Origin of the sequence: Amycolatopsis sp. NBC_01307 (genome assembly GCF_035975215.1) — a bacterium.
Lineage (GTDB): Bacteria > Actinomycetota > Actinomycetes > Mycobacteriales > Pseudonocardiaceae > Amycolatopsis.
Genome location: NZ_CP108403.1, coordinates 10,205,190 through 10,224,945 on the forward strand (window position 1 = coordinate 10,205,190; position 19,756 = coordinate 10,224,945).

General features: G+C 68.5%; 16 protein-coding genes. 5 read left to right on the forward strand and 11 right to left on the reverse strand.

The features are described 5' to 3' along the window. Position 1 precedes the first annotated feature (1 nt). The 3 genes from OG439_RS46110 to OG439_RS46120 form a co-directional block, all read right to left on the reverse strand. Positions 2–1,585, reverse strand: a complete 1,584-nt coding sequence (locus OG439_RS46110; RefSeq protein WP_326946635.1) for an AMP-binding protein — start codon at positions 1,583–1,585, stop codon at positions 2–4. After that, a complete protein-coding gene (locus OG439_RS46115; protein WP_326946636.1) occupies positions 1,585–2,253 on the reverse strand; it encodes a thermostable hemolysin in 669 nt (222 codons plus the stop codon). Before OG439_RS46115 ends, OG439_RS46110 begins: the two co-directional genes overlap by 1 nt. An 81-nt stretch (positions 2,254–2,334) precedes the next feature. Then, a complete protein-coding gene (locus OG439_RS46120; protein WP_326946637.1) occupies positions 2,335–3,648 on the reverse strand; it encodes an FAD-binding protein in 1,314 nt (437 codons plus the stop codon). Between the two features lie 310 nt (positions 3,649–3,958). On the opposite strand from OG439_RS46120, the gene OG439_RS46125 reads away from it, so the two are divergent. From OG439_RS46125 to OG439_RS46135, 3 genes are all read left to right on the forward strand, one after another. Then, positions 3,959–4,513, forward strand: a complete 555-nt coding sequence (locus tag OG439_RS46125; protein WP_326946638.1) for an RNA polymerase sigma factor — start codon at positions 3,959–3,961, stop codon at positions 4,511–4,513. A 28-nt stretch (positions 4,514–4,541) separates the two neighbouring features. Continuing rightward, the gene (locus OG439_RS46130; RefSeq protein WP_326946639.1) at positions 4,542–5,552 is read left to right on the forward strand and encodes a hypothetical protein; all 1,011 of its coding nucleotides are present in this window, start codon (positions 4,542–4,544) and stop codon (positions 5,550–5,552) included. Between the two features lie 289 nt (positions 5,553–5,841). Beyond that, positions 5,842–8,634 carry a helix-turn-helix transcriptional regulator gene (locus OG439_RS46135; RefSeq protein WP_326946640.1) on the forward strand — a complete coding sequence of 931 codons (2,793 nt, stop codon included), beginning with the start codon at positions 5,842–5,844 and terminating at the stop codon, positions 8,632–8,634. A gap of 14 nt (positions 8,635–8,648) precedes the next feature. On the opposite strand, the gene OG439_RS46140 is transcribed toward OG439_RS46135, so the two are convergent. Both OG439_RS46140 and OG439_RS46145 read right to left on the reverse strand, forming a co-directional pair. Beyond that, a complete protein-coding gene (locus OG439_RS46140; RefSeq protein WP_326946641.1) occupies positions 8,649–9,257 on the reverse strand; it encodes a hypothetical protein in 609 nt (202 codons plus the stop codon). Positions 9,258–9,295: 38 nt separating this feature from the next. Next, positions 9,296–10,078 carry a hypothetical protein gene (locus OG439_RS46145; protein WP_326946642.1) on the reverse strand — a complete coding sequence of 261 codons (783 nt, stop codon included), beginning with the start codon at positions 10,076–10,078 and terminating at the stop codon, positions 9,296–9,298. Positions 10,079–10,590: 512 nt separating this feature from the next. Here OG439_RS46145 and OG439_RS46150 point away from each other — a divergent pair. Together OG439_RS46150 and OG439_RS46155 are read left to right on the forward strand one after the other, a co-directional pair. Next, positions 10,591–10,818 (forward strand): hypothetical protein, encoded by a 228-nt coding sequence (locus tag OG439_RS46150; protein WP_326946643.1) that lies wholly within the window; start codon positions 10,591–10,593, stop codon positions 10,816–10,818. 208 nt (positions 10,819–11,026) lie between these two features. Next, a complete protein-coding gene (locus tag OG439_RS46155) occupies positions 11,027–11,224 on the forward strand; it encodes a hypothetical protein (protein ID WP_326946644.1) in 198 nt (65 codons plus the stop codon). A 928-nt stretch (positions 11,225–12,152) separates the two neighbouring features. On the opposite strand, the gene OG439_RS46160 is transcribed toward OG439_RS46155, so the two are convergent. The 6 genes from OG439_RS46160 to OG439_RS46185 all read right to left on the reverse strand — a co-directional run bounded on the left by OG439_RS46160 (position 12,153) and on the right by OG439_RS46185 (position 19,732). Then, complete coding sequence (locus OG439_RS46160) at positions 12,153–12,413, reverse strand: hypothetical protein (protein WP_326946645.1); 261 nt, start codon at positions 12,411–12,413, stop codon at positions 12,153–12,155. Positions 12,414–12,943: 530 nt separating this feature from the next. Further along, positions 12,944–14,386: a type IV secretory system conjugative DNA transfer family protein gene (locus OG439_RS46165; protein ID WP_326951794.1), complete on the reverse strand. Its 1,443-nt coding sequence runs from the start codon at positions 14,384–14,386 to the stop codon at positions 12,944–12,946. Between the two features lie 12 nt (positions 14,387–14,398). Continuing rightward, positions 14,399–15,838 carry a hypothetical protein gene (locus tag OG439_RS46170; protein ID WP_326946646.1) on the reverse strand — a complete coding sequence of 480 codons (1,440 nt, stop codon included), beginning with the start codon at positions 15,836–15,838 and terminating at the stop codon, positions 14,399–14,401. Continuing rightward, positions 15,835–17,394, reverse strand: a complete 1,560-nt coding sequence (locus tag OG439_RS46175) for a DUF4407 domain-containing protein (protein ID WP_326946647.1) — start codon at positions 17,392–17,394, stop codon at positions 15,835–15,837. Before OG439_RS46175 ends, OG439_RS46170 begins: the two co-directional genes overlap by 4 nt. Beyond that, a complete protein-coding gene (locus OG439_RS46180; protein ID WP_326946648.1) occupies positions 17,391–18,965 on the reverse strand; it encodes a hypothetical protein in 1,575 nt (524 codons plus the stop codon). The genes OG439_RS46175 and OG439_RS46180 overlap by 4 nt, the downstream gene beginning before the upstream one ends. Further along, positions 18,962–19,732 carry a protein phosphatase 2C domain-containing protein gene (locus OG439_RS46185; protein WP_326946649.1) on the reverse strand — a complete coding sequence of 257 codons (771 nt, stop codon included), beginning with the start codon at positions 19,730–19,732 and terminating at the stop codon, positions 18,962–18,964. The genes OG439_RS46180 and OG439_RS46185 overlap by 4 nt, the downstream gene beginning before the upstream one ends. Between the last annotated feature and the right edge of the window lie 24 nt (positions 19,733–19,756).

Consider the following 19,756-nt stretch of genomic DNA (forward strand, 5'->3'; position numbering starts at 1 on the left):
CTCACACCTCCACCATGTTGAAGCGGTGCCCCTGCACCGCGGTCCAGATGTCCGTCCGGCGGGGACGTCCCGTGACGGTGAAGAACTCGGCGTGGAACAGCTCGTCGCCGGTGACGAAGGCAGCTTTGGCGACCTGCTCGATCTCGGAGAGGATCTCCGCGTTCACCTCCCGGACCTGCGAAAGCGCTTCCCCGGGCGCCGCGCCGGGCGCGAGCACGAACACCGCGACCAGGCGTTCGAGGTTGTCCCCGAACACGACCGCCGACTCGATGGCCGGCCGGCTCTTGTACTGCGCCTCCACCCATTCCGGGCTGACGTTGCGGCCGTTCGAGGTGATGATGACGTTCTTCAGGCGGCCGGTGATCGTCACGTACCCGTCGTTGTCGAGCAGCGCGATGTCGCCGGTGTGCAGCCACCCGTCGTCGTCCAGCGGCAGGGCGCTCGGGTCGCTCGAACCGAGGTAGCCCGACAGCTGGGACGTGCTCTTGATGAGCAGCTCGCCCGACTCGCCGACCAGGGCCTGGCAGTGGTTCAGCGGCCGGCCGACCGTGCCCAGCTTCACCTGGCCGGGTGCGTTCAGCGTCGCGACGGAACCGTTTTCGCTGAGGCCGTAGGCGACGTACACGGGCAGCCCGCGATCCCACATCGCCCGCAGGACCGTGTCGGAGACCGGCGCGCCGCCGCTGAAGAGCAGCATCGGGTCTTCCCGGCCGTACAACGAAAGGGAAAGCGCGCGTGTACCGGCTTCCCCGGTGCGGTCCACCTTCTGGGCCAGGGACTCCACCAGGGACGGTGGCACCAGTGAGACGGTCGGGCGGACGCGCGGGAGCAGCTCGCGGACCCGCTCCACATCGGATCCCGCCGTGCCGAGGGGCTTGACGTCCTCGGACAGGAACACCACCGTGCCGCCGGCCAGGAAGGTCAGGTACACGGCGAAAACCTGCTCGACGAGCAAGCTCATCGGCACCACCGAGACGTACCGCTGCCAGGCCTCGACGCCGACTCGGGAGCGGACCGAATCGAGCAGGTCGTCGACCGCGCCGCGGCGGAGCATGACGCCCTTGGGCGTCGACGTCGTCCCCGAGGTGTGCACGATCTTGCAGATCGCCTCCTCGGAAAACGTTTCCGCCAGGGCGATGCGCTCGCAGGCGTCCGCCAGTGCCGTGGTATCGGCCTCGGCGGCCACCGGGACGATCTCGCATTTCTGCGGCAGCAGATCCGCGGCCCCGCCCCACGCTTCCAGCTGCCGCGTCCCCTGCTCGTCGACCAGCACGGTGATCGCCGTGCGCAGCAGGTGGCGCGCCTGCTCGCGGGCGAACGCGAGCGGGATCGGGACCGAACTGACCGTCGTGAGCTGGCAGGCGATGTCGGCGATCACGGCCGCGACACCGTTGCCGGTGAGGATGCCGACGGTGCTGTCGTCGTCACCCCGGCCGCGGGCGCGGAGGTCGAGCGCCTCCGCCAGCCGGACGGCCGCCCCGAAGACCGCACCGTAGGTGTAGGTCGTGACCGTGCCGTCGGCGGCGAGCTCCTCGACCGCCACCGCGTCCGCGGCGTCCAGGTCGACCTGCCTCAACCAGCGCATCAAGCTGCTCCTTTCGCGGTGCCGTGCGAAGCGCACAGCAGGATCCCGGTGCGGGGCCGGGTCGAGTAGTAGGTGCCCCAGCGCTCTCGGTCCGTGTCGTGCAGGTCCGAGGGGCAGGCGTTCGCGAGCGTGGTGAACCGCCAGCCGGCGCGGTGGGCGACACCGTGCAGCTGTTCGGTCAGCGTGGCGACGAGGTAGTCGAAGCCGAGCGAGCGCACGATCTCGGGCACGGTGCGCATCAGGAACAGCCCGCACCCGCGCGCGTTCGACACGAGCGGGCCGAGCTCGCACACGCGTTCGCGTGGCGGGACTTCGGCGCTGAGCCGCGCGCAGGCGTCCTGCGCCGGACAGTCGAGGTACTGCTCGGAAAGCAGCGTCCGGCCGCCGGCCGAGGTGATCCCGGCGACGCCGAGGGGTTCGGCCGAGGGACGGACGACGTCACGAGCCGCGACGAAGAAGTCGGGGTGCGGGTCGATGACGGCGCCGTAGACGGCCAGGTACTTGGCCTTGGCCGTGTCGACGCAGACGTCGTAGTACGGATCGTCCGGCCACACGACGCAGGCGTCGGGCACCACGCCGTCGCGCAGGTCGCGCACGACGACGGGACCGACCGGCCGGCGCACCGGATCCACCACGGGAGCGCGCGCAATACTGGGGGAAACCGCCATGCCCGTAAGGGTCACACGACGGCGCGGGAGCAGGCTGCTCCTGGATTGCGGTCACTTCGCGTCAGCGACGCCCCGTTGTGGTCACTCCGCTTCTTCGCCGGTGAAGACACCCTGGCCGCTGCCGAGGACGTTGCCCGGGTCGTAGCGCTGCTTCGCCGACTCCACCAGTGGCCAGGCCTGTCCGAAGTGGACGATCCAGTCGGCCGGGCGCATCGGGACGGAGCCGACGGGGTACTGCACGGCGCCGAGCGACCGGGCGCGGTGGTACAGCTTTTCGTTGGCGGTGACGAGCGCTTCCGCGGCGACCGGGTCCGGCGGCGCGGTCCGGAGCAGGGCGAAGAAGAACGCCGTCGCCCCCCGCGGCATCCGCGGCAGCGGCGCGTCGGTGGTCTTGACGGGGTAGAGCAGGACGACGCCGCTCGGCCCGATGTGGTCCGGGGTCAGCTCGGCGGCGACCTCGGCGACGAACTCGGCCGCCACCTCGTCGGGCAGCAGCAGGTTGAGCCCCGGGTGCGGGTGGAACCAGTCTCCCGAAGCCCGGAACGTCGCCTCGCCGGCCGCCATGCGGTGCAGGAACTCCGAGTAGGTCAGGTCCGTCGTGGTCGCGTCCGCCGGGTCGAAGCCCAGCTCGCCCAGCGCTTTCGCGTCGTCAGGCGGCGTGGCCGCGTCGTAGAAGGCGGCGACGTCGAGCAGGAACCCGCTGCCCTCCGCGCGGGCCTGCACCATGCCTTCGACGTAGGGCCACTGCGTGCTCCCGATCAGGTCCCGCTGCGCCGCGATGAGGGTCGCGGCGTCCGGCACCGCCACCAGGTGCCGCCGGACGCGCTCGGGCGCCGGCACCAGCCGCAGCACCGCGCGCGTGATCACGCCGGACAACCCCAGGCCACCGAGGGTCGCGGCGAACAGCTCGTCGCCGCGGTGGCAGGTGTGCACCTGGCCGTCACCGGTGACGACGTCGAGTTCCAGCACCGAGTCGGTCAGCGGGCCGTGCTGGTGAGCCGTCCCGCCGAAGCCGCCCGCCACGAGCGTGCCACCGACCGAAAGTTCAAGGTAGTTGGGAAGCACGGGCGGCGTCAGGCCGGCCGCGAGCGTCGCCTCGAGAAGAGCCGACCAGCGAGTACCGGCCAACACGGTAACCCGGTCGGCGCCGACCTCAAGGACCCCGGCCAGCGACCGCAGGTCCGCCAGCACGCCTCCCGCGGACTGCGCCTGCCCGAAGGTCGAGTGCCCCTCGCCCCGAGCGACGACCGTCCGCCCGAGAGCGGCAGAGCCGACGATGAGCGCGGCCAGCTCGTCAGGTCCACCCGGTTGCTCCACAAGAGCGGGACGCCGGCTGACCAGGTGCCCGAAGTCATCATCGGGCGGCGTTCCACGACCAGCGTGCGGTGCGGTCATCAGGCATCCTCCGACGATTTCGATTGCCCCTGATCCTGTCTGAACAGCCGCCGGCGCAGTAGTGCATTCTGCACGTTCTGGACAATGGGTTTGACAGGTAGGCCGCCCACAGCCGATGCGGACCCCCGGACGTGACCAGCACCGGACACCGTGCCGCCGGCGCCGGAGTCGGCGCTGAGGCGGGCGTGACCCGCTGGACTCCGCCTCGGGACTCGCTCGCTGTGCCCCAGTGGGGTGACCTGACCTGAACGCTTTGGGCGCGCGTTGGCAAAGACGGGGTGTCAGGGCGAAGCGAAACCCGAGGAGCTTCATGTCGTCAGACGCGGAACTGATCGGCAGGTCGCTGCGCGGGGACACCGATGCCTTCGTGGAAGTGATCAGCCGGCACGAGACCGCGCTCGGGAACTATCTGGCGCGCAGAGTGGGGCGGCAGGCCGCCGAGGACGTGCTCGGCGATGTGTGGGTGGCGGCTTACGAGTCCCGTGCGAACTACGACCGTTCGTATCCCGAAGCCAGGCCCTGGTTGTACGGCGTCGCGCTGAACAGGCTGCGCCGGCACTGGCGGTCCGCGCCGGCCGAGGAGCCGGCGTCGGACCTGACCGGCGTGGCGGGTGACTGGGATCCCTGGCCGGCGGTGGATGCCCGCGTGGACACGCAGGCCCTGCTGAGCAGGGCACTGGCTCGGCTCAAACCGGAAGAGCGGGAAGTGCTGGGCCTGGTCGCCTGGGAGGACCTGACCGTCGCCGAGGCCGGGCGGGTGCTCGACATCCCGGCCGGCACGGCCCGCCGCCTGTTGCACCAGGCACGCAAGGCGTTGCGTGAAGCCCCCGAAGTGATCGCGCTGCTGCAAGTCCCGACAACGTGAAAGACAGCCCATGGATGAAATGGATCTCATGAAGAATCTGCGTGACGTGCCGTCCCCCGGTCCCGAGGCCTATGACCGTGCCCGCGCGGCACTGCGGACGGCGATGGAGGAACCCGTGGCCACGGTCGTGCGGCCGAAGCACTGGTTCTCCTGGCCCAAGGTCGGCGTCGCCGCCGTGGGCGCGGCAGCCGTCGCGGCGGCTGTGGTGATGGGTACGTCAGGCGGCAGCGTCCCGGCCGGCCCGTCCGGCGCCGCCCCGCAGGCGGTCGAGGCGCCGCTGGTGAAGCTGGCCTCCGCGGTCCGGGCGGCCGGCACGCGGCCAGGAGACGCGTCGCTGATCATCAACACGAAGTTCGGGCTGGACGGCAAGCCGGACCTCTACTACACCCTCTACACCGACAAGGGCCGGCAGTTCACGGGCGACTCGGCGAAGACCCTGGCGGACGCGGTCGCCAAGGGCGACGCCGAGCCGGCTACGCCGTACGACGGGAAGGTGATGGCGGCGGCCCGTCTCGCCGCGAACGGCGACGTGGACAAGGCCAGGATCGCGATGATCACCGCGGCCGGCAACGCCCTGGGAATCGGCCTGAGCCCCGCCGAGGCCGACAAGGCCTGGGCGGCCGCCCAAGCGGAGACCGCGGAGGTGTTCCGCAAGATCGGCAAGCCGGTTCCCGCTCCCCGGCCGCGTCCGACGGGCCAGGAGCTGGAAAACCTCATCAACAACCACCTGTGGAGCAACACCCAGCACGCGCTGTTCGCCAACGCCGCCGATGCGGAGGTCCGCGCGGGCGTGCTGAAGCTGTACGCGACCATCCCGGACATGATCGTCGGCAAGACCGACGTCGACGGCCAGGCCGCGCTGACCCTCACCGCGCCTCCCGCCATCCTGGGCGGCAGTGCGGACGTCCTCATCATCAACGCCGACAACGGCCTGCCGATCCGTGAGGAGGTCACCTCGGCGGAATCGTCCAAGCACTACGTGGTGAACTACAAGTCCTTCCGCGTCACCCTCGCCGACGTCGCCGCGGGCAAGATCTGACCCCTCGTACCGAACTGTCCTGGGACGGCCGAGATCATCTCGGCCCTCCCAGGACAGTTCTGTCTGTGCGCCGCCGCCGTTCTGCGTCCGGTAGCACGACTGCTGTGGCCTGCGCGAATCGGAGATAGGGTGGCCGCCCCGAACTCCTCGATCCGCGCCCACTCCTGCGCCACACGGAGCAGAGTGTTCGACGTGGATCAGCCCTGTGGCGAGTCGTTATGCTGACAACACTTCCGGCTCGACGAAGTTCTTGATCTCAGGGTGTCGGACACAGGAGTGTGAACGTCTGGTGACGCGGCTCGTGGAGCGGGACGGAGAGCTGCGCGACCTCAAGCGGTCGTTGGCCGAATTGGCGGCCGGCCGGGGTGGTCTGGCGGTGGTGGAAGCGGGCCCGGGGCTGGGCAAGACCACACTGCTGCGGGAGGTGCGCAGGCTCGCGGCCGGTCAGAGGTGCGCGGTGATGGGGGCGCGCGGTGCGGAGCTGGAACGCCAGTTCGGTTTCGGCGTGGTGCGGCAGCTCTTCGAGCCGGTTCTGCCGAGGGAGCGGGCCGCGCGGGACGAAGTGTTCACGGGTGCGGCCAAAGCCACCGAGCGCCTGTTCGGAGAGACCGGCCAGGAGGACGCGCCCGGCTCGCTCTACCCGTTGCTGAACGGGTTGTACTGGCTGTTGGTCAACCTGGCGGAGCGGGCGCCGTTGGTCGTGCTGGTGGACGACGCGCAGTGGGCCGATCTGCCGTCCTTGCAGTTCCTGGGTTTCCTGGCGCGCCGGCTCGACTCGGCCCGGGCCCTGGTGATCATCGCGATCCGGCCCGCGGAACCCGGCGCCGACGAGTTGATCGACGACATCCTCGCCGCCGGGGAACTGACGTTGCTGCGCCCCAAGAACCTGAGCGGCGTCGCGGTCGCCGAACTGGTGCGGCGGGAGCTGGGCGGGGACGCGCACGACGAGTTCTGCGTCGCCTGTCACGCCGTCACCGCCGGGAACCCGCTGTTCGTCCGGGAACTGTTGCGAGTGCTGGCCGCCGACGGCGTACGGCCGGAGGCGGCCAACGCCGCCTCCGTCGCGGATTCGGGCCCGGACGCGATCCGCTGGTACGTCGCCGGCCGGTTGCGCCGCCAAACACCGGAGGTCCAAGCTGTGGCGCGGGCGGTCGCCGTGCTCGGTGACGACACGCCCGTCGCTGTCGTGGCCGAACAAGCCGGCCTGCCTGGGTCCGGAACCGTGGCGGCCGCGCAGAAGCTCACTCGGTTGGGGATATTCGAGCGTTTCGACCCTCCTGCCTTCGTGCATGCCGTCGTGGGCGATGTCGCGCTCTCGCTGATCCCGGCGGACGACCGCGGCGCGGAACACGAACGGGCGGCGGCGGTGTTGCAGCGAGCGGGAAGACCACTGGTCCAGATCGCCTCGCACCTGCTGCGCACTGCCCCGCGCGGCGTGCACGACCGCGTCACACTGCTGGCCGCGGCGGCCAGGCAGGCGTTCCAGCACGGGTCGCCGGAGGACGCGGCCGTGTTCCTGGAGAGGGCGCGCGCCGAACCGCCGGCACCGGCACTGCGGGCGGAGATCAGCCGGCAGCTGGGCAACTGCCGGGCCCACCACCTGGCCGTCACCGACGCCGAAACCCACCTGCGGGAAGCGCTCACGCTCACCGATGACCGCAGGCAGCGGGCCTTGTGCGCTTACAGCCTCGCCCGGTTCCGCAACGCCAGTGGTGACCCGCACACGGCCATCCCGTTGCTGGTCCAAGCGCTCGACGATCTGGCCGGTGCCGATGCCCCGGACCTCGAGCTGGAGGTCGAGGGCGAACTGGTCGGCATGGCCAGGGCCGATCCGGCCGGCCGCACCCTGCTGCTGCGGCACCTGGAGTCCTTGGAACAGCGAAGCGGCCGCCCAGGCGCGATACCGGACTCGCAGCGGTCGATCGAGGCGATCTTCGCCGGTCGCCCGGTCGCCGAAGCGCTGCGGCTCGCACGCTCGGCGCTCGCCGGTGACGCGCTCACCCCCGAGCGGTGCGCCCTCTGGGCGGCGGTGCACACCCTGTTGGTGGCCGATCAGCTGGACGAAGCCGAACGGCGCATGCAACGAGCGCTGGACACCGCCGTCGAGCGCGGGCTGCTGTTGCCGATGGGCATCATCCGAGGCTACTTGAGCCGGATCGCCTGGGCGCGTGGTGATCTGGCGGAGGCCGTCGAACACGTCGAACTCGGCACCGCGGCGACACCCCGGCCGAACGTCGGGTTGCCGTTGCTGGACGCCACCGCGGTCCACTTGCGAATGGAGGAGGGCCGGCTGCCGGAAGCGCGGCAGATCTTGGAAAGCGGCGAGCTCGCGGGTGGGCGGCAACCGCACGCGTCCACCCTCATGTGGTTGCTGGAGGCCAGAATCCGGCTGCATCTGAGCGAAGGCGACCACGCCGCCGCACTCGCCGACGCGCTGCTGTGCGGACAGTGGTACGAACGTTGGGGTATGAGCCTGATCTGGGACGTGCCGTGGCGGTTGGCGGCCGCGAGAGCCCATCTGCTCGCAGGCAACCGGCAAGAAGCCGGAGCATTCGTCGCCGAGCAACTGCGGCTGGCCCGTGATTTCGCTGTTCCCAGGCACATCGCGATCGCCCTGCGCGCCGCGGCCCAGCTCGCCGCCCCCGCCGAGGCACTGCGGAATCTCGCTGAAGCAGCAGACCTGTTGCGAGAGGGTCCTGGCCGGCTGGAGCTGGCCAGGACCCTCTCGGATCTCGGCGACCTGCAGCTGCGGGGCGGTGATCGAGGCACCGCTCGGGCCACTGTCCGGCGTGCCGCCGAGCTGGCCGTGGAGTGTCACGCCCTCGAACTGGCCGAGCGGTTGAAAGCCGGGCTGGCGCGAGGTGGCGGCCGGCCGCCCAAGCTTCGCATCAACGGCGTGCGCGGGTTGACGCCGTCCGAACGCCGGGTCGCGCGGTTGGCCGCGGACGCGTTGACCAACCGTGAGATCGCCGAGCGTCTGTTCGTCAGCGAGAAGACCGTCGAGGCTCACCTGAGCAGGACGTTTCGCAAACTCGGTGTCCGCTCGCGGACCCAGCTCGTCACCCACTTCGCCGCCGGTTGACCCTGGAGACCGGCCTACCGGTGTCGCTGATCGGGCGCTTCTCCCGGGAGGGGTGCCAGCACTCCGGATATGACCCGCCATCGCCGCGCCATGTCCAGGATCGTCTCACCCTCCGGGCGCGAGAAGATGACTCCTTCTCCGTTTTCGTCCTTGTCCCCGGTGCGGAGGTACTTGCCGTCCTCGAACCAGGTGAAGGTGTAGTTGACCCTTTCCAGGGCGTCCAGTGCGTACGCCTTGAACTGGTTCGCCTCCCGCTCCAGCCCGTACGTGCAGATCACGATGTACTGGGTGAACTTTTCGGCCTGGTCGTGGTTTTCCTGGTTCTTCAGGACGTCGAGGATCGAGGTCTTCGGGTCCTGCCCCGGGTTGCGCAGGTAGTCACCCCGATCGAGGAACGAGACGATCTTGCGCCATGATTCCGTGCGATCCACCGGGATCCCGCTGGACCGCACGATGTCGCCGGACAGGAGGATCTTGTCGATGTACGCGCCGACCTTCTTGTTCATGTCCGATGACGTCGTCAGCAGACTCGAAAGGTCGGCTGGGGACAGGTATCTGGCCATCTCGTTGAACATGTCTCTTGGCATTCGCTGGAGTTCGGACGTCGGAACTTCCTCGGGCATGATTCCCCTCCGTTCAAGGCGTGGTGCTGAAATACAGGTCAGTCGGCCGCGGGGATGGTGACCGGGACCGAGTACTGCCAGGTCCACGGCTTGCGGAGGGTTTCGATGTCGACCACGAAGAACTCGAAGGTCTTCTCGACGCGGACGAAGTGTCCGGTGACCTTCACCTGCAGGTTGACGCGCGAACGATCCTGGAGCCGGTCGCTCACGAAGATGCCCGTGGTCAGCAGCGGCATGTTGGCCACCGAGATGTCCGGTACGTGGAAGAGCGGGCAGCCCTGGAGCTGGCCGCCCGCCGTCTGGTCCACGAGGTCGGAGGGCTGTTCGTAGGCCGCGCGCTCGGATGCGGCCATCCGGTAGCTGTGCCGGATGACGTCGTTGGTCGAGGTGTTGACGACCTTCCAGTCCTGCAGGCCCTTGCTGAACGAGCTGCCGATGACGATGCCGCCGCTGACGCCCGTGGTCGGCACCGGCCCGAACGTTCCCGCGTTGACGTCGAGCTGCCACTGCGAACTGGTGCTCGTCGATTCGCTGCCCATGGTCGTCTGCGGGCTGTCGATGCCGATCTTGTACGGCGAGCCGATGGAGAGTTCGACGTCGATCTGGTCGCAGAAGTACCCTCGTTTGTCGTCCTTGTCGTAGATCAGCTTGCCGTCGATGCTGGCGGCGACGTTCGATCCTTCGAGGCTGACACTGATGAACGTCCGCTTCATGTTCTTGAGGTTGGTGACGACAGCCGACCCGTTCAACCGCAGGGCGGCAACCTGCGACTCGTAGGCCTTCTTGTCGTACTCTTCGAAAGAAGTCGTTTCCTGAGCCATTTTTCCTCCTGAATCATTCGACTTCCGGCCGGCTGGCCACGATTTCGGGTACCACCGCGGCCGCACTTGTCGAAGGTTAGGAGGAAGACAGTGGTCGCTCATCAGGGAAACCCCTACACGAAACCCTAATCTTCGCTATCGGGGCTGTTCGAGCTGCATTCGTTGGCCGACCTGGTGTGTTCACGATTTGAGGCGAGTCCGGTGCGTTTGTGGAACCGGTGTGAGCTGAGCTTGCGGAACAACCTGGCTGCTGCCCACCACCTGGCGGATGATCCCGCTGTTCGAGGCGACCCTTGCCGACAGCCAGCGGGTGTTGGGGACCCGACCACCCCACGACCAGGACCATCCGCTCGAACCTCGACAGGGTGCGATCGACCCGAAGCCACCCCGTGCCGCCGTTACGGGACTGGCGTACGGCGACGTCGAACCGGCTCCAATCGAGGAAGCCGGTGAAGTTTCGGTAGATCGTTCAGGGGGTAGTCGAGGGCCACGAAATTGCTGTCTGGGGAGTGATGCTCGTGTACCGGATCAAGCCGTCCAAGCCCTCCGCCGTGTTCGGCGCGGTCGTCGGGGTCGCGATGATCGTTTTCGTACTGGTGCGGTTCCCCCTGAGGGAGCCGTTCGTCTGGCTCTGGCTGGCGGTCGCGGTGGGCGTCGTGGGCTTCAGCCTGTGGGCGGCGTTCGCCAAGCGAAGCGCCGAGAAAGTGGTCGTCGAGGACGGTCCTCCACCGGGTCGCTGAGAGGCACCTCCTGCAGGGCGGCCCTGGCGATGGTCCTGCGGTTGACCTCGTACCGCGATCCGCCCGTCTGCGATCCGCAAGACGATGACATCCAGCGGGCGGGACAACACAACGGATGGACGTCCGCTCGTCGGCATGGGCGTGTCTTCGGACCCGTCGCCGCAGTCCGCGCATCCTGGATGACGGCCGATCGGCTGCGGAGCAGGTGGTGCGGATCGCCGATCAGGCCGGTCTGCTCGGTGGGCCGATCGCGTGGCCGCCGTTCTTGGCCGCGTTGCTGCGCGAGCACCTCGCGAGGCACCGGCGTGGGTTCGTGTTCCCCGCGCCGAGCGGGACGTGGTTGTGGCGCTCGACGTTCCTGCGGCGGGTTTCCACCCGGCGATCGACGGCAGCGACGCGTCCGTGATGAAGGCGGGCTGCGCGGCCCGGGTCGACGTTCCACGGGCTGCGGCACAGTCACAAGACGTGGCTGATCGCGGGTGGTGCACCGGAGATCGCCCAGGCCCGCCGGCTCGGGCATCACTTGGACAACCGGGTCGTCGAGACTTACCCCCACGTCGCTCAGGAGGTCGGGCAGCGGCTGCTCGACGATCTCGAGCGCCGCTGGCACACGGCGCCCCGACACCGTCACCGAGTGTGGTCGACGGTGGGAGACGGGCGCCGGTTGTCCCCTCTTCGTCACGATGGGGTCACCCGCCGGTCGGGCCCGGGAGCAGCAGGAACACCGCGCCGACGCCGTATCGAGGGGGTGGTGCTCCAGTTCTGCCCCACCAGGAGCACAAGATCACGCCGCGAGGTCGATCACCGAAGATCGAACCCGAAACGCAGAAAACCCTCCGACCAGCCACAACAGCTGAAACGAAGGGGTTCTATAAGAAAGTGGAGCTAAGGGGACTCGAACCCCTGACCCCCTCACTGCCAGTGTGGGCCGATCATGGTCCTGACCTGCGACGATAGAGAATCGCCTGATGAAATGATGCGCTTGACCGTCGTTGCTGGCAACTATGTGTTGTTCAGTGCAGTTGAAACAGGGGGTTGCCCCTGCTCTGCCCCAGTGAAATTGGTGAGAGGGTTGCCCGCGTTCGTTTCGAACAAATGTGCGATCTGCACATGATTCTGGGCTTGGAGCCAGTCGAGCAGATCAAGTCGAGGGCGCCGTGCACCCGGAACCCGCACTGGCGAGCTATGTCAGCCGCTGCTGGTCGCTCCTTGCCGAGACGCACGCTCTGCAGCTACTTAAGACTGGGCGGCAAGATCGGGTCCGGCCAGACTCTGATCCAGGTGCTCGGTGAGTCGCTCCCACGATCGGTCGGTGCCGTTGTCCTTGATGACGGTCAGGTTCTGAACCACTCCGAGCGGCGGGCAGCGAGCCACTCGGCCGCTTCCGCGGAGGTCCGGAACGTCCGGGCCATCAGGCGCCGGGCGTCGGACGGTGTCAAAAGGTGGTCGCGGATCACCGTGTCAATTTCCGTGCGGATTTGCCGGGCCACTGCGCTGTCCGGGTACTGCCGTAGCGTTTGGGTGGCGGCGTCCAAATCTTCGTCTGCTGCGCAGAATGCGGTCAGGAAGTTCTCGAATGGGGTGCTCATCGGCATGGTGGCTCCGCCTCACGGGGTGGGGTAGCAAGTGTGTAGGTACCAGCCGCCACCTGGGCGGGCCCGGTAGACGGCGACGACCGCCGCCCTCGGGCCGAATCGGGTCATGCGGATGCCTGCGGGGTCGGCCGTGTGGCCAGCTACAGCTCTGGACCAGTCCGCGCCGATGGCCTGACGCAGCGGAACGCGGACTAGCGGCCGCACGGTTGGCGGAGGCTGGCCGCGCCGCAGCTCCGTTTCCGATGCGGCCATGCTGCGACGGTACTCTGTCGAGCGCTCGATGCCGTCGACCGCGCGAGCGAGGTAGACCTCGCTGGTCCAGCGGGTGGCGTCGGAACGGAAGTGCGAAAGGCCGGTTGTGCGATCGACGAGTTCGCGCTGCACACGGGCCCACGTGTATGCCGGCCCCACGTCGACGTGGCGGCCGAAGGTGTGCCCGCCGTAAGCGCGCTCCTCGGCGCGGAGGAGCTTCGCGCGCTCGCGGAAACTTCGATCGTCGCGGAGGCGATCGCCCGTGTCCCTCGCGCGTGTCATGGCCTGGCGAAGTCGACGAAGAACGGCATCGGGGCCGTCGACCGGGCGTGCACGATGGCTGGGCGCTCGCCGAAGGGGATGTTCATGATCTCGCGTTCGCCGAGGATCGGAACAGTCAGCTGGCTCGTCGAAGTACTCGTCCGGTAGCCGAACCCCTCCGCCGTCCGGGCCACCGTCGTCGTGTCGACCGCGTGCTTGCCGAGCCGCTCCGACAGGAAGCGAGCCGACTCCTGGGACACTCCGCCGAAGGACACATAGACGTCACAGTTGGCGAGCGCGACCGAGCGCTCGGCCGGGTCGCTGAACTGGGCGACGTCCTGTAGGGCGATGACGACGCCCACCCCGGCCGACCGGGTCACGCTGAGCAGGTTCTTGTAGTCGACACGGTCGGCAAGCTGCGCCGCTTCGTCCAACACCAGCAGTACCGGTGGCCCCTGGTAACCGGTGAAGCGGTTGTACGCCCGGAACAGCAAGTCGTTGATGAACAGGCTGGACAAGCTCTGCGCCATCTGGCCGTCCTGCATGGGCGCGACCACGGACACCAGTTGCCGCTCGGTGAGGATGTCCGGTGTCTTGATGGTGCTGTTCGTGGTCACACTCTCGACCGATGGCCGCGCCAGGGCGTCGAGCCGGACGGCGACCCCGGTCACTCGCTTGGCAAACTCGTCGGGTGGCAGGTAGGGCAGATCGCGGAGGCGCGCCGTGCCCGGGTTGTTCGGGTAGCGCTGGAGAAGATGCTCGAGCAGCGCTTGGTCACGCAGCAGGTCGAGAAGCCTGCTCGCAGTCCACTTGTGCCGGTTGGGCGATCCGTGGGCGAGTTCGAGGAGGCCGCGGAGGACCTGACCGTCCAGGTGGAAGAAGTACGGGTCGCCTTTCGGAGGCGGCTGCTTGCCGATGATGGACTGGACTGCGCTGTCCACCGCGCGGTCGGAGTCGATGCCCTCGAGCCAGTTCCACCGCGCCGAGCGGGCGGGATCGGTGTAGTCGATCTTGCGAGCCCGCACGCCCAGCGGGCTGCCCTGCGCCCGGACTTCCGCCCCGACGGCCCCCAGGAGATCGCCCTTTACATCGACGCACACCACGCTGTAGCCGCAGCGCAACGCGGCGACCACCCAAGGCACGATGACCGACCTGGTCTTGCCGGCGCCGGACGGGCCGACGACGCAGGCGTGCAGGCGCAGCTGTGTCTCTGGCAGGCCGACCGCGGCGCCCCGGCGGCCCTTTACCGACACGAAACGGCCGAGGGGGAACTCATCCGCGGTCAACACCGCGGGAGCACGTGATCCCTGGTAGAGACCGCGATGGTCGTAGGCGCCCACCGACTGTCTGCGACCGTCGGCCGCCAGCTGCGCGCTGCCTATCCGCTCCGCCATTGCGCGACCGGCTGCGGTGGACGTGCGGACGACTCCCTTGGCCAAGGCTGTGTACATTGACAGCATCCCGGACACCGGTCACTCCTCGCTCTGGGGCGACGGTTCCGCTGAGACCGCGGTCAGCTCGGCCTCGGCGGGTGGCGGGAGTGGCGGGTCGACGGCTCGCAGCAGCTCATCGACCAGGTCTTCGTGGTGCTCGAAGACCTGCACACCCGCGGATTCGAACCGCTCCTCGTCCTTCTCGGTGCTGACGGGTTCGAAACTGACCCAGGTGACCGTGGCGGTTGAGCAGAGCGCGGTGAGACGCGTCCTGGTGTCTTCGCAGATGTGCGGCACCGACCCCGCGATGAACACCACCGCTGTCCGCGCAGGCTCGACGCCCCGCCGCCGGAATGACGACCGGTCCCGTTCAGCGGCGTCCGAAATGGCGCCCACGATGTCGAACAGGTCGAAGTGCTGGCCCCACTGGTCCGGGAAGTCGCGGTGGCGCACCAGTTCCGGGTCGGTCACGGGTCGCCCGGGGAGAAGTTTCCGTCCCGCGCTGAATGTCCGTACGTACCATGGATCCCGATCGACGGCCTCTGCCAGCAGCAATCGGGTGAGCGCGCACGCGAACTCGGTCCGAGCCCTGCGCTTCCCCCGTGATGGCTTCAAGGGTTCGGACGCGAACACCATATACAGCAGGATGACGCGGCTCGTGTGGTCGCTCAGCTCCTTGATTACGTCCACGCCGGAGCTCGGCAGGTTCCGGCGAGCGATGACCTCCTGCGACCGGTGGCGGATGGCGTCGGGCACCAGATCGGCGAGGGACAGCCGGTTCTTTTTGCCCGGCAGGAGAATCGCTGCGAGTGTCGGCAGTTCCGGATCGGGTGGCTCGACCGGAGCTGGTTCCTCGGTGATCCGCGCCGGCACCACCGAGTGCTCCGGGGGCGGTTCCGGGAACTGCTGCTCCGGAGCCGGCGATGAGGACGGCGGTGGAGACGGCACCAAGGGTGTGTTCACGGCCATGCGTGATAGCTGGTCCACATCGAGGCTGAACTCGGCATCGCGGTCGATCTCGCGCGCCGTTGCATCGATCGCTTCCTTCACGTGGGTGACCAGCTCGGGAACGACGTCGCGATCTTCGGTGCCGGGGTCCGCCACCTCGGCGGTGCGGAAGATGATCGGGAGCTCACTCAGCTGCGGGCTGTTCGCCAGCGCGTTGACAAGGCGGTCGGCTTCCTGTTGGTTCGGATGCACCAGCAGCACACAGAACGTCGCACGTGGCGCGGGATTGCGCGCCGGCGAGGCTCCCCAGACCACCAGTTCCCGGTACAGCGTGAACGCGACGGTGTCGAGTTCACCGCTCAGCGGTTCGGCCACATCGGACGACGAAACGCGGGTTGCGTCGATGTACACGGGGTCGTTGTAGATCATCCGCTCGACCTGCAGAACCGCCTCGGCGGCCGTCGCTGAGAGGGGTGCCGGCGCGACCACGAGGACGAGGCACCCGGCCCACGTCGCCACCGGTTCCGTCATGGCGTGCTCCCGTTCGTCGAGCCGATCTTCTTCCCGTTCGGCAGGTTGAACTTGCTTCGGACGGTGTTTGGAGCGCCCGTGGTCGGCTGGGGCGCAGGCGGTACGGTCGCGGCCGGCGATCCCGGGCCGGCGATCCCATTGACTGCGGTTCCGTTCGTTCCCGCTCCGGCCGCGGTCTGCAGTGTCTTCTGGACATCGCGTGCCCACTGGGCCAATGCGGCGTCGAGAATCTTCTCCATCTCCTTCGCGACCCGCTTGTTGGCCTTGACGCCGAGGTCCTGCTCGCGCGCGCGCATGTCGTCGACGACCGCGCCGTCCTTCTTGACGTCTTCCGCGGCTCGCCGCTCGATCTCGTCGCGGTCGCGCGCTTCCCGGCGCTTTTCGATCCTCGCGTTCTCGACGTCCGCGTCTTCGGCGACGTCGCGGATACGCTCGTAAGCCGATGGCGGCCCCATACTGGTCAGGACCTTCACGAGGACAGGAAGCAATTCGATCATGAAGAGCAGGCCGGCGACGGAGTAGTGGGTCATCGCGGCGGCACTGCTGCTGTTGTTGAGATGACCGAGCGCGACGATCTGCGCCAGGATCCCTTTGTCGTTGCTGTTCATCGTACTGACGTTGTTGACGTTGCCGTTGACGAAAGCCTGCAGTTCGTTCGCTCGCTGGCGCAGTCCGGGCAGCTCCGCGTTGGCGGCGTCCTGCGCCTTCTTGAGCGCGTCACGTCCCTGAGTGGAAGCCGATTCACGCGTCGATGTGACCGCGGTTTCGGCCTTGGTGACCGCATCGTTCGCCGTGTCGGCCTGCTGTTTGGCGGCTTTGTACTCGGCTTCGCGGGCTCTCGCGAGGTTCCCGTTGCCCGGGATGCTGGTGGAACCTTCGCAGGAGGACCCGTACAGCTCGCACTGCCAGGCGCGGTACTTGGTGTCGGCGGCGTCCTGCGCGGTCTTGGCGTCCTGGCGCGCCTTCTCCAGGTACTCCTGCTGGCTCTTGATCTCCGGCGAGTCCGCGGCGGGCAGAATACCGCGAAGGGTGTTCTCGTCCTCGACGATCTTCGCCTTGGTTTCGTTGAGCTGCTTGGACTCCGGTGTCTCTGCGGCGACCTTGCCGTCCGACACGGATTTGTCCAGGTTGTCCCGGACGACCTGGGCCGAGATCTCCTTTTCGAAGATCTGCAGGACCAGCGGGGTGGAGATCACGATCCCGAGCAGCGCGGCGATCGCGACGCGGAGCCCGACGACCACGAAAGCTTTGGCCAATCCGCCGCGCAGCTTGAGGTTCATGACCAGGAAGCGGTCGATGACCGCGATGATGCAGCCCCAGATCAGGCCGCCCATGACGGCCAGCGGCACCGGCAGGTGGAGGCCGTTGTGCAGGGCGAACGACATCGACAGGACGCCGAGCCCGGCGGTCGCGAGCACGACCAGGCCCATCTGGCTGAACGAACTGCGGTTCGTCGGTGCGGCCTGCAGGATGGCTCGGTCGGCGCCGCCGATCCAGGTGAGCGTGTCACCGGACCGCCGTGGCGGGTTCGCGGCGAGGCCAGGGGAGTGTTTCATGGTCTTGGGCTTCCCTGTCGCATGGCGGTGGCGACCTCGGCCGCCACCCGGTCCCTGAGTTGTTCACGCGCGTCCACGAGCGCCTGGTGCACACCACTCGCGGTGCTCCCGGCGGCAGCAGCAAGATTCGGGCCGGGTGCAGCGGCGAGGTGCGCCCAACGGCTGCCCGGTGCCGGTCCTGAAGCGCCGGTCAGCGCGGCTGCGACTCGGTCCATCGGCGGCGGCCCCGTGCGCACGGAGGAAACCGCGTCCGCCACCGCGTCCAGCGACGGGAATTCGACCCGTGGCACCGGGTGTGCTGCGGTGCCCACCTGGGGTACAGCCGGGAGTGCGTGCAGTACGGGAGGGATGCGCACAGGCGACATGCCCGGAACCGCCGGCCGGGGAAGCCCGGTCAGGTCGACCCGGAAGGGCGGCAGCTCGTAGAGCGTGGCGTTACCGGCGAGCATGCGGATGCTCCCGTGGCTGTTGACCACTTCGACGTGGATGGGGCCCGACGCGAGCGGGGTCACCGTGCAGGTCCCGGTGGGCGTGCCCTGGTCCGGCACGGTGGTACGCAGGCCGTTGGCGCCGTTGATGACGACCTCCTTGGCCCCGGTGCTGTTCCAGCTCACCTGAATGTCCTGGCCGCGAATGGTGGTGTCGCGGTCCAGCCAGGCGGCCCGGAGGACGGGCGGTGAGGCCTTGGCCAGGAGGTTGCGTTCCAAGCAGTCGAAGAGTTCGCGCGCGTCCGGCCGCCGGGCCCGGTCGACGCCCACGGCCCTGGCGATGACGTCGATCGCTGGCTGGTCCAGCGTGGCGGTCAGGATGGCCGGGTCCTTGGCCTGCGTGATCCCGGCCCCCTGCGCCAGGCACCGAATGACGCACAGGCCGAGCTTGTAGACGTCGGTGACATCGTCCTGGAGCTTGGTGCCTGTGGACATCTCCGGCGGGTTGAACGATGGCGAGTGCATCTGCTTCCGCTGGGGATCGGTCAGCGAAGCCGCGGCGTCGCAGTCGAGCAGCTTGACCCGCAATGGGTTCAGCGCCACCGCGGCGTTCTTCAGGCTCAAGTCCCCGTAGACGAGCCCGTGCTTGTGCAGCCGGCCGACGGCGTAAACCAGCTGCGCTGTCAACGCGATCCGCGTGAGCCGGTCCTGGAAGCCGGACCGGTCGATGCCGAGCCGGCGCACCAGGGCGTCCTTTGTGGATAACCACTGGAGCTCCATGACGAGCTTCCCCGGCTTGCCGTTCTGGGGCGTGGTCGTGGTGAAGAAGTCTGCCGGAATGAGCGGCATCACCATGCCGCAGGGCTGCCCGCGGTCTTCGACGACGTCGAGGGGCCACGTCGTGTACTCGTCGAGGTCGTCGCGATCCGCCTGGTTGAGACCCGCCCGGAAAGCCACCATCTTCACGATGCTGTCGAGGGCTTGGGCGCGCGCGGAGGCGGTGACGGCTCCGCCGACCGGCTTGATCTCTTTGAAGGCCAGCTCCGGGTGCCCCGGGAGGCTGAACGCCGTCAACCCGTGCACGTCGCCGATCGCGCCGCTGGCGATGTAGTCCATCGGCCCCAGGTCCTGCTTGCGGATCACGGCTGTTCACCCTCCCCGGGGCGTAGCCAAAAGCCGACCACCGTGCGGTCGTCGAGGTGTCCTTTCCGGGCGAAGCCGACCTGGCTGCCGAAGTCGAAGATCGGCGGCGGCGCACTCCACCAGCCGGCCAGCTCCGCGCGAACCTCGACGGCGCCACGCAGGGGGTTGTCGACGCCGTCGGTCATGACGAACAGCGCCCCGCCGTCCAGGGCCGTCTGCGCGAGCCGTAACCGAGGGGCTTCGGTGGGGAGCGCACGGACCGAGCCGGTGTGCACCACACCTTCGGCGGCTAAGTCGGCCGCGAGCTCGGACCACGTGCCTGCGGTCGACAGCGCCCACGCCGTGCTGTCGTCGCTGCGGACGAAGTCGACGTGGACGCCGGTCTTCGTGGGTGTCACCGCCGTGGCGACCACTGTCGTCGCCATGCCGGCTTCGTCCTGCTGCTCCGGAGGCACGTTGGCGCTGGTCTGCCGGGCGAACGCCGCCAGCTCCGCGTTCACGGTCAGCACTGCTTTCTCCCAATCACGACAGGCCAGGTACAGCGGTGGCAGCCGATCAACGACGAAGGCGGCTGCTTCGTGGGACCGGGGCAGCGAGCCGACGCCGTCGCAGACGACCGCCACCACAGTGCCGCTCAGCGGGTCGCGCACCACGGAGAACGCGTCCTGCCGGGGCGTGCCGACGTGCCGGTGCATCAGACCCCGCACCGAAGCTGCGCGGATCTCCAGCTCCGGCGTCGAATGCTCGGACAGCACATGGTCGGGCACCGCTGGGCCGGCAGGCGGCTCTCC

Excerpts from the sequence above, each read along its gene's own strand:
- OG439_RS46110 (WP_326946635.1), bottom strand. The coding sequence starts at position 1,585 with ATGCGCTGGTTGAGGCAGGTCGACCTGGACGCCGCGGACGCGGTGGCG.
- OG439_RS46115 (WP_326946636.1), bottom strand. The coding sequence starts at position 2,253 with ATGGCGGTTTCCCCCAGTATTGCGCGCGCTCCCGTGGTGGATCCGGTG.
- OG439_RS46120 (WP_326946637.1), bottom strand. The coding sequence starts at position 3,648 with ATGACCGCACCGCACGCTGGTCGTGGAACGCCGCCCGATGATGACTTC.
- OG439_RS46125 (WP_326946638.1), top strand. The coding sequence starts at position 3,959 with ATGTCGTCAGACGCGGAACTGATCGGCAGGTCGCTGCGCGGGGACACC.
- OG439_RS46130 (WP_326946639.1), top strand. The coding sequence starts at position 4,542 with ATGAAGAATCTGCGTGACGTGCCGTCCCCCGGTCCCGAGGCCTATGAC.
- OG439_RS46140 (WP_326946641.1), bottom strand. The coding sequence starts at position 9,257 with ATGCCCGAGGAAGTTCCGACGTCCGAACTCCAGCGAATGCCAAGAGAC.
- OG439_RS46145 (WP_326946642.1), bottom strand. The coding sequence starts at position 10,078 with ATGGCTCAGGAAACGACTTCTTTCGAAGAGTACGACAAGAAGGCCTAC.
- OG439_RS46150 (WP_326946643.1), top strand. The coding sequence starts at position 10,591 with ATGCTCGTGTACCGGATCAAGCCGTCCAAGCCCTCCGCCGTGTTCGGC.
- OG439_RS46160 (WP_326946645.1), bottom strand. The coding sequence starts at position 12,413 with ATGCCGATGAGCACCCCATTCGAGAACTTCCTGACCGCATTCTGCGCA.
- OG439_RS46165 (WP_326951794.1), bottom strand. The coding sequence starts at position 14,386 with ATGCTGTCAATGTACACAGCCTTGGCCAAGGGAGTCGTCCGCACGTCC.
- OG439_RS46170 (WP_326946646.1), bottom strand. The coding sequence starts at position 15,838 with ATGACGGAACCGGTGGCGACGTGGGCCGGGTGCCTCGTCCTCGTGGTC.
- OG439_RS46175 (WP_326946647.1), bottom strand. The coding sequence starts at position 17,394 with ATGAAACACTCCCCTGGCCTCGCCGCGAACCCGCCACGGCGGTCCGGT.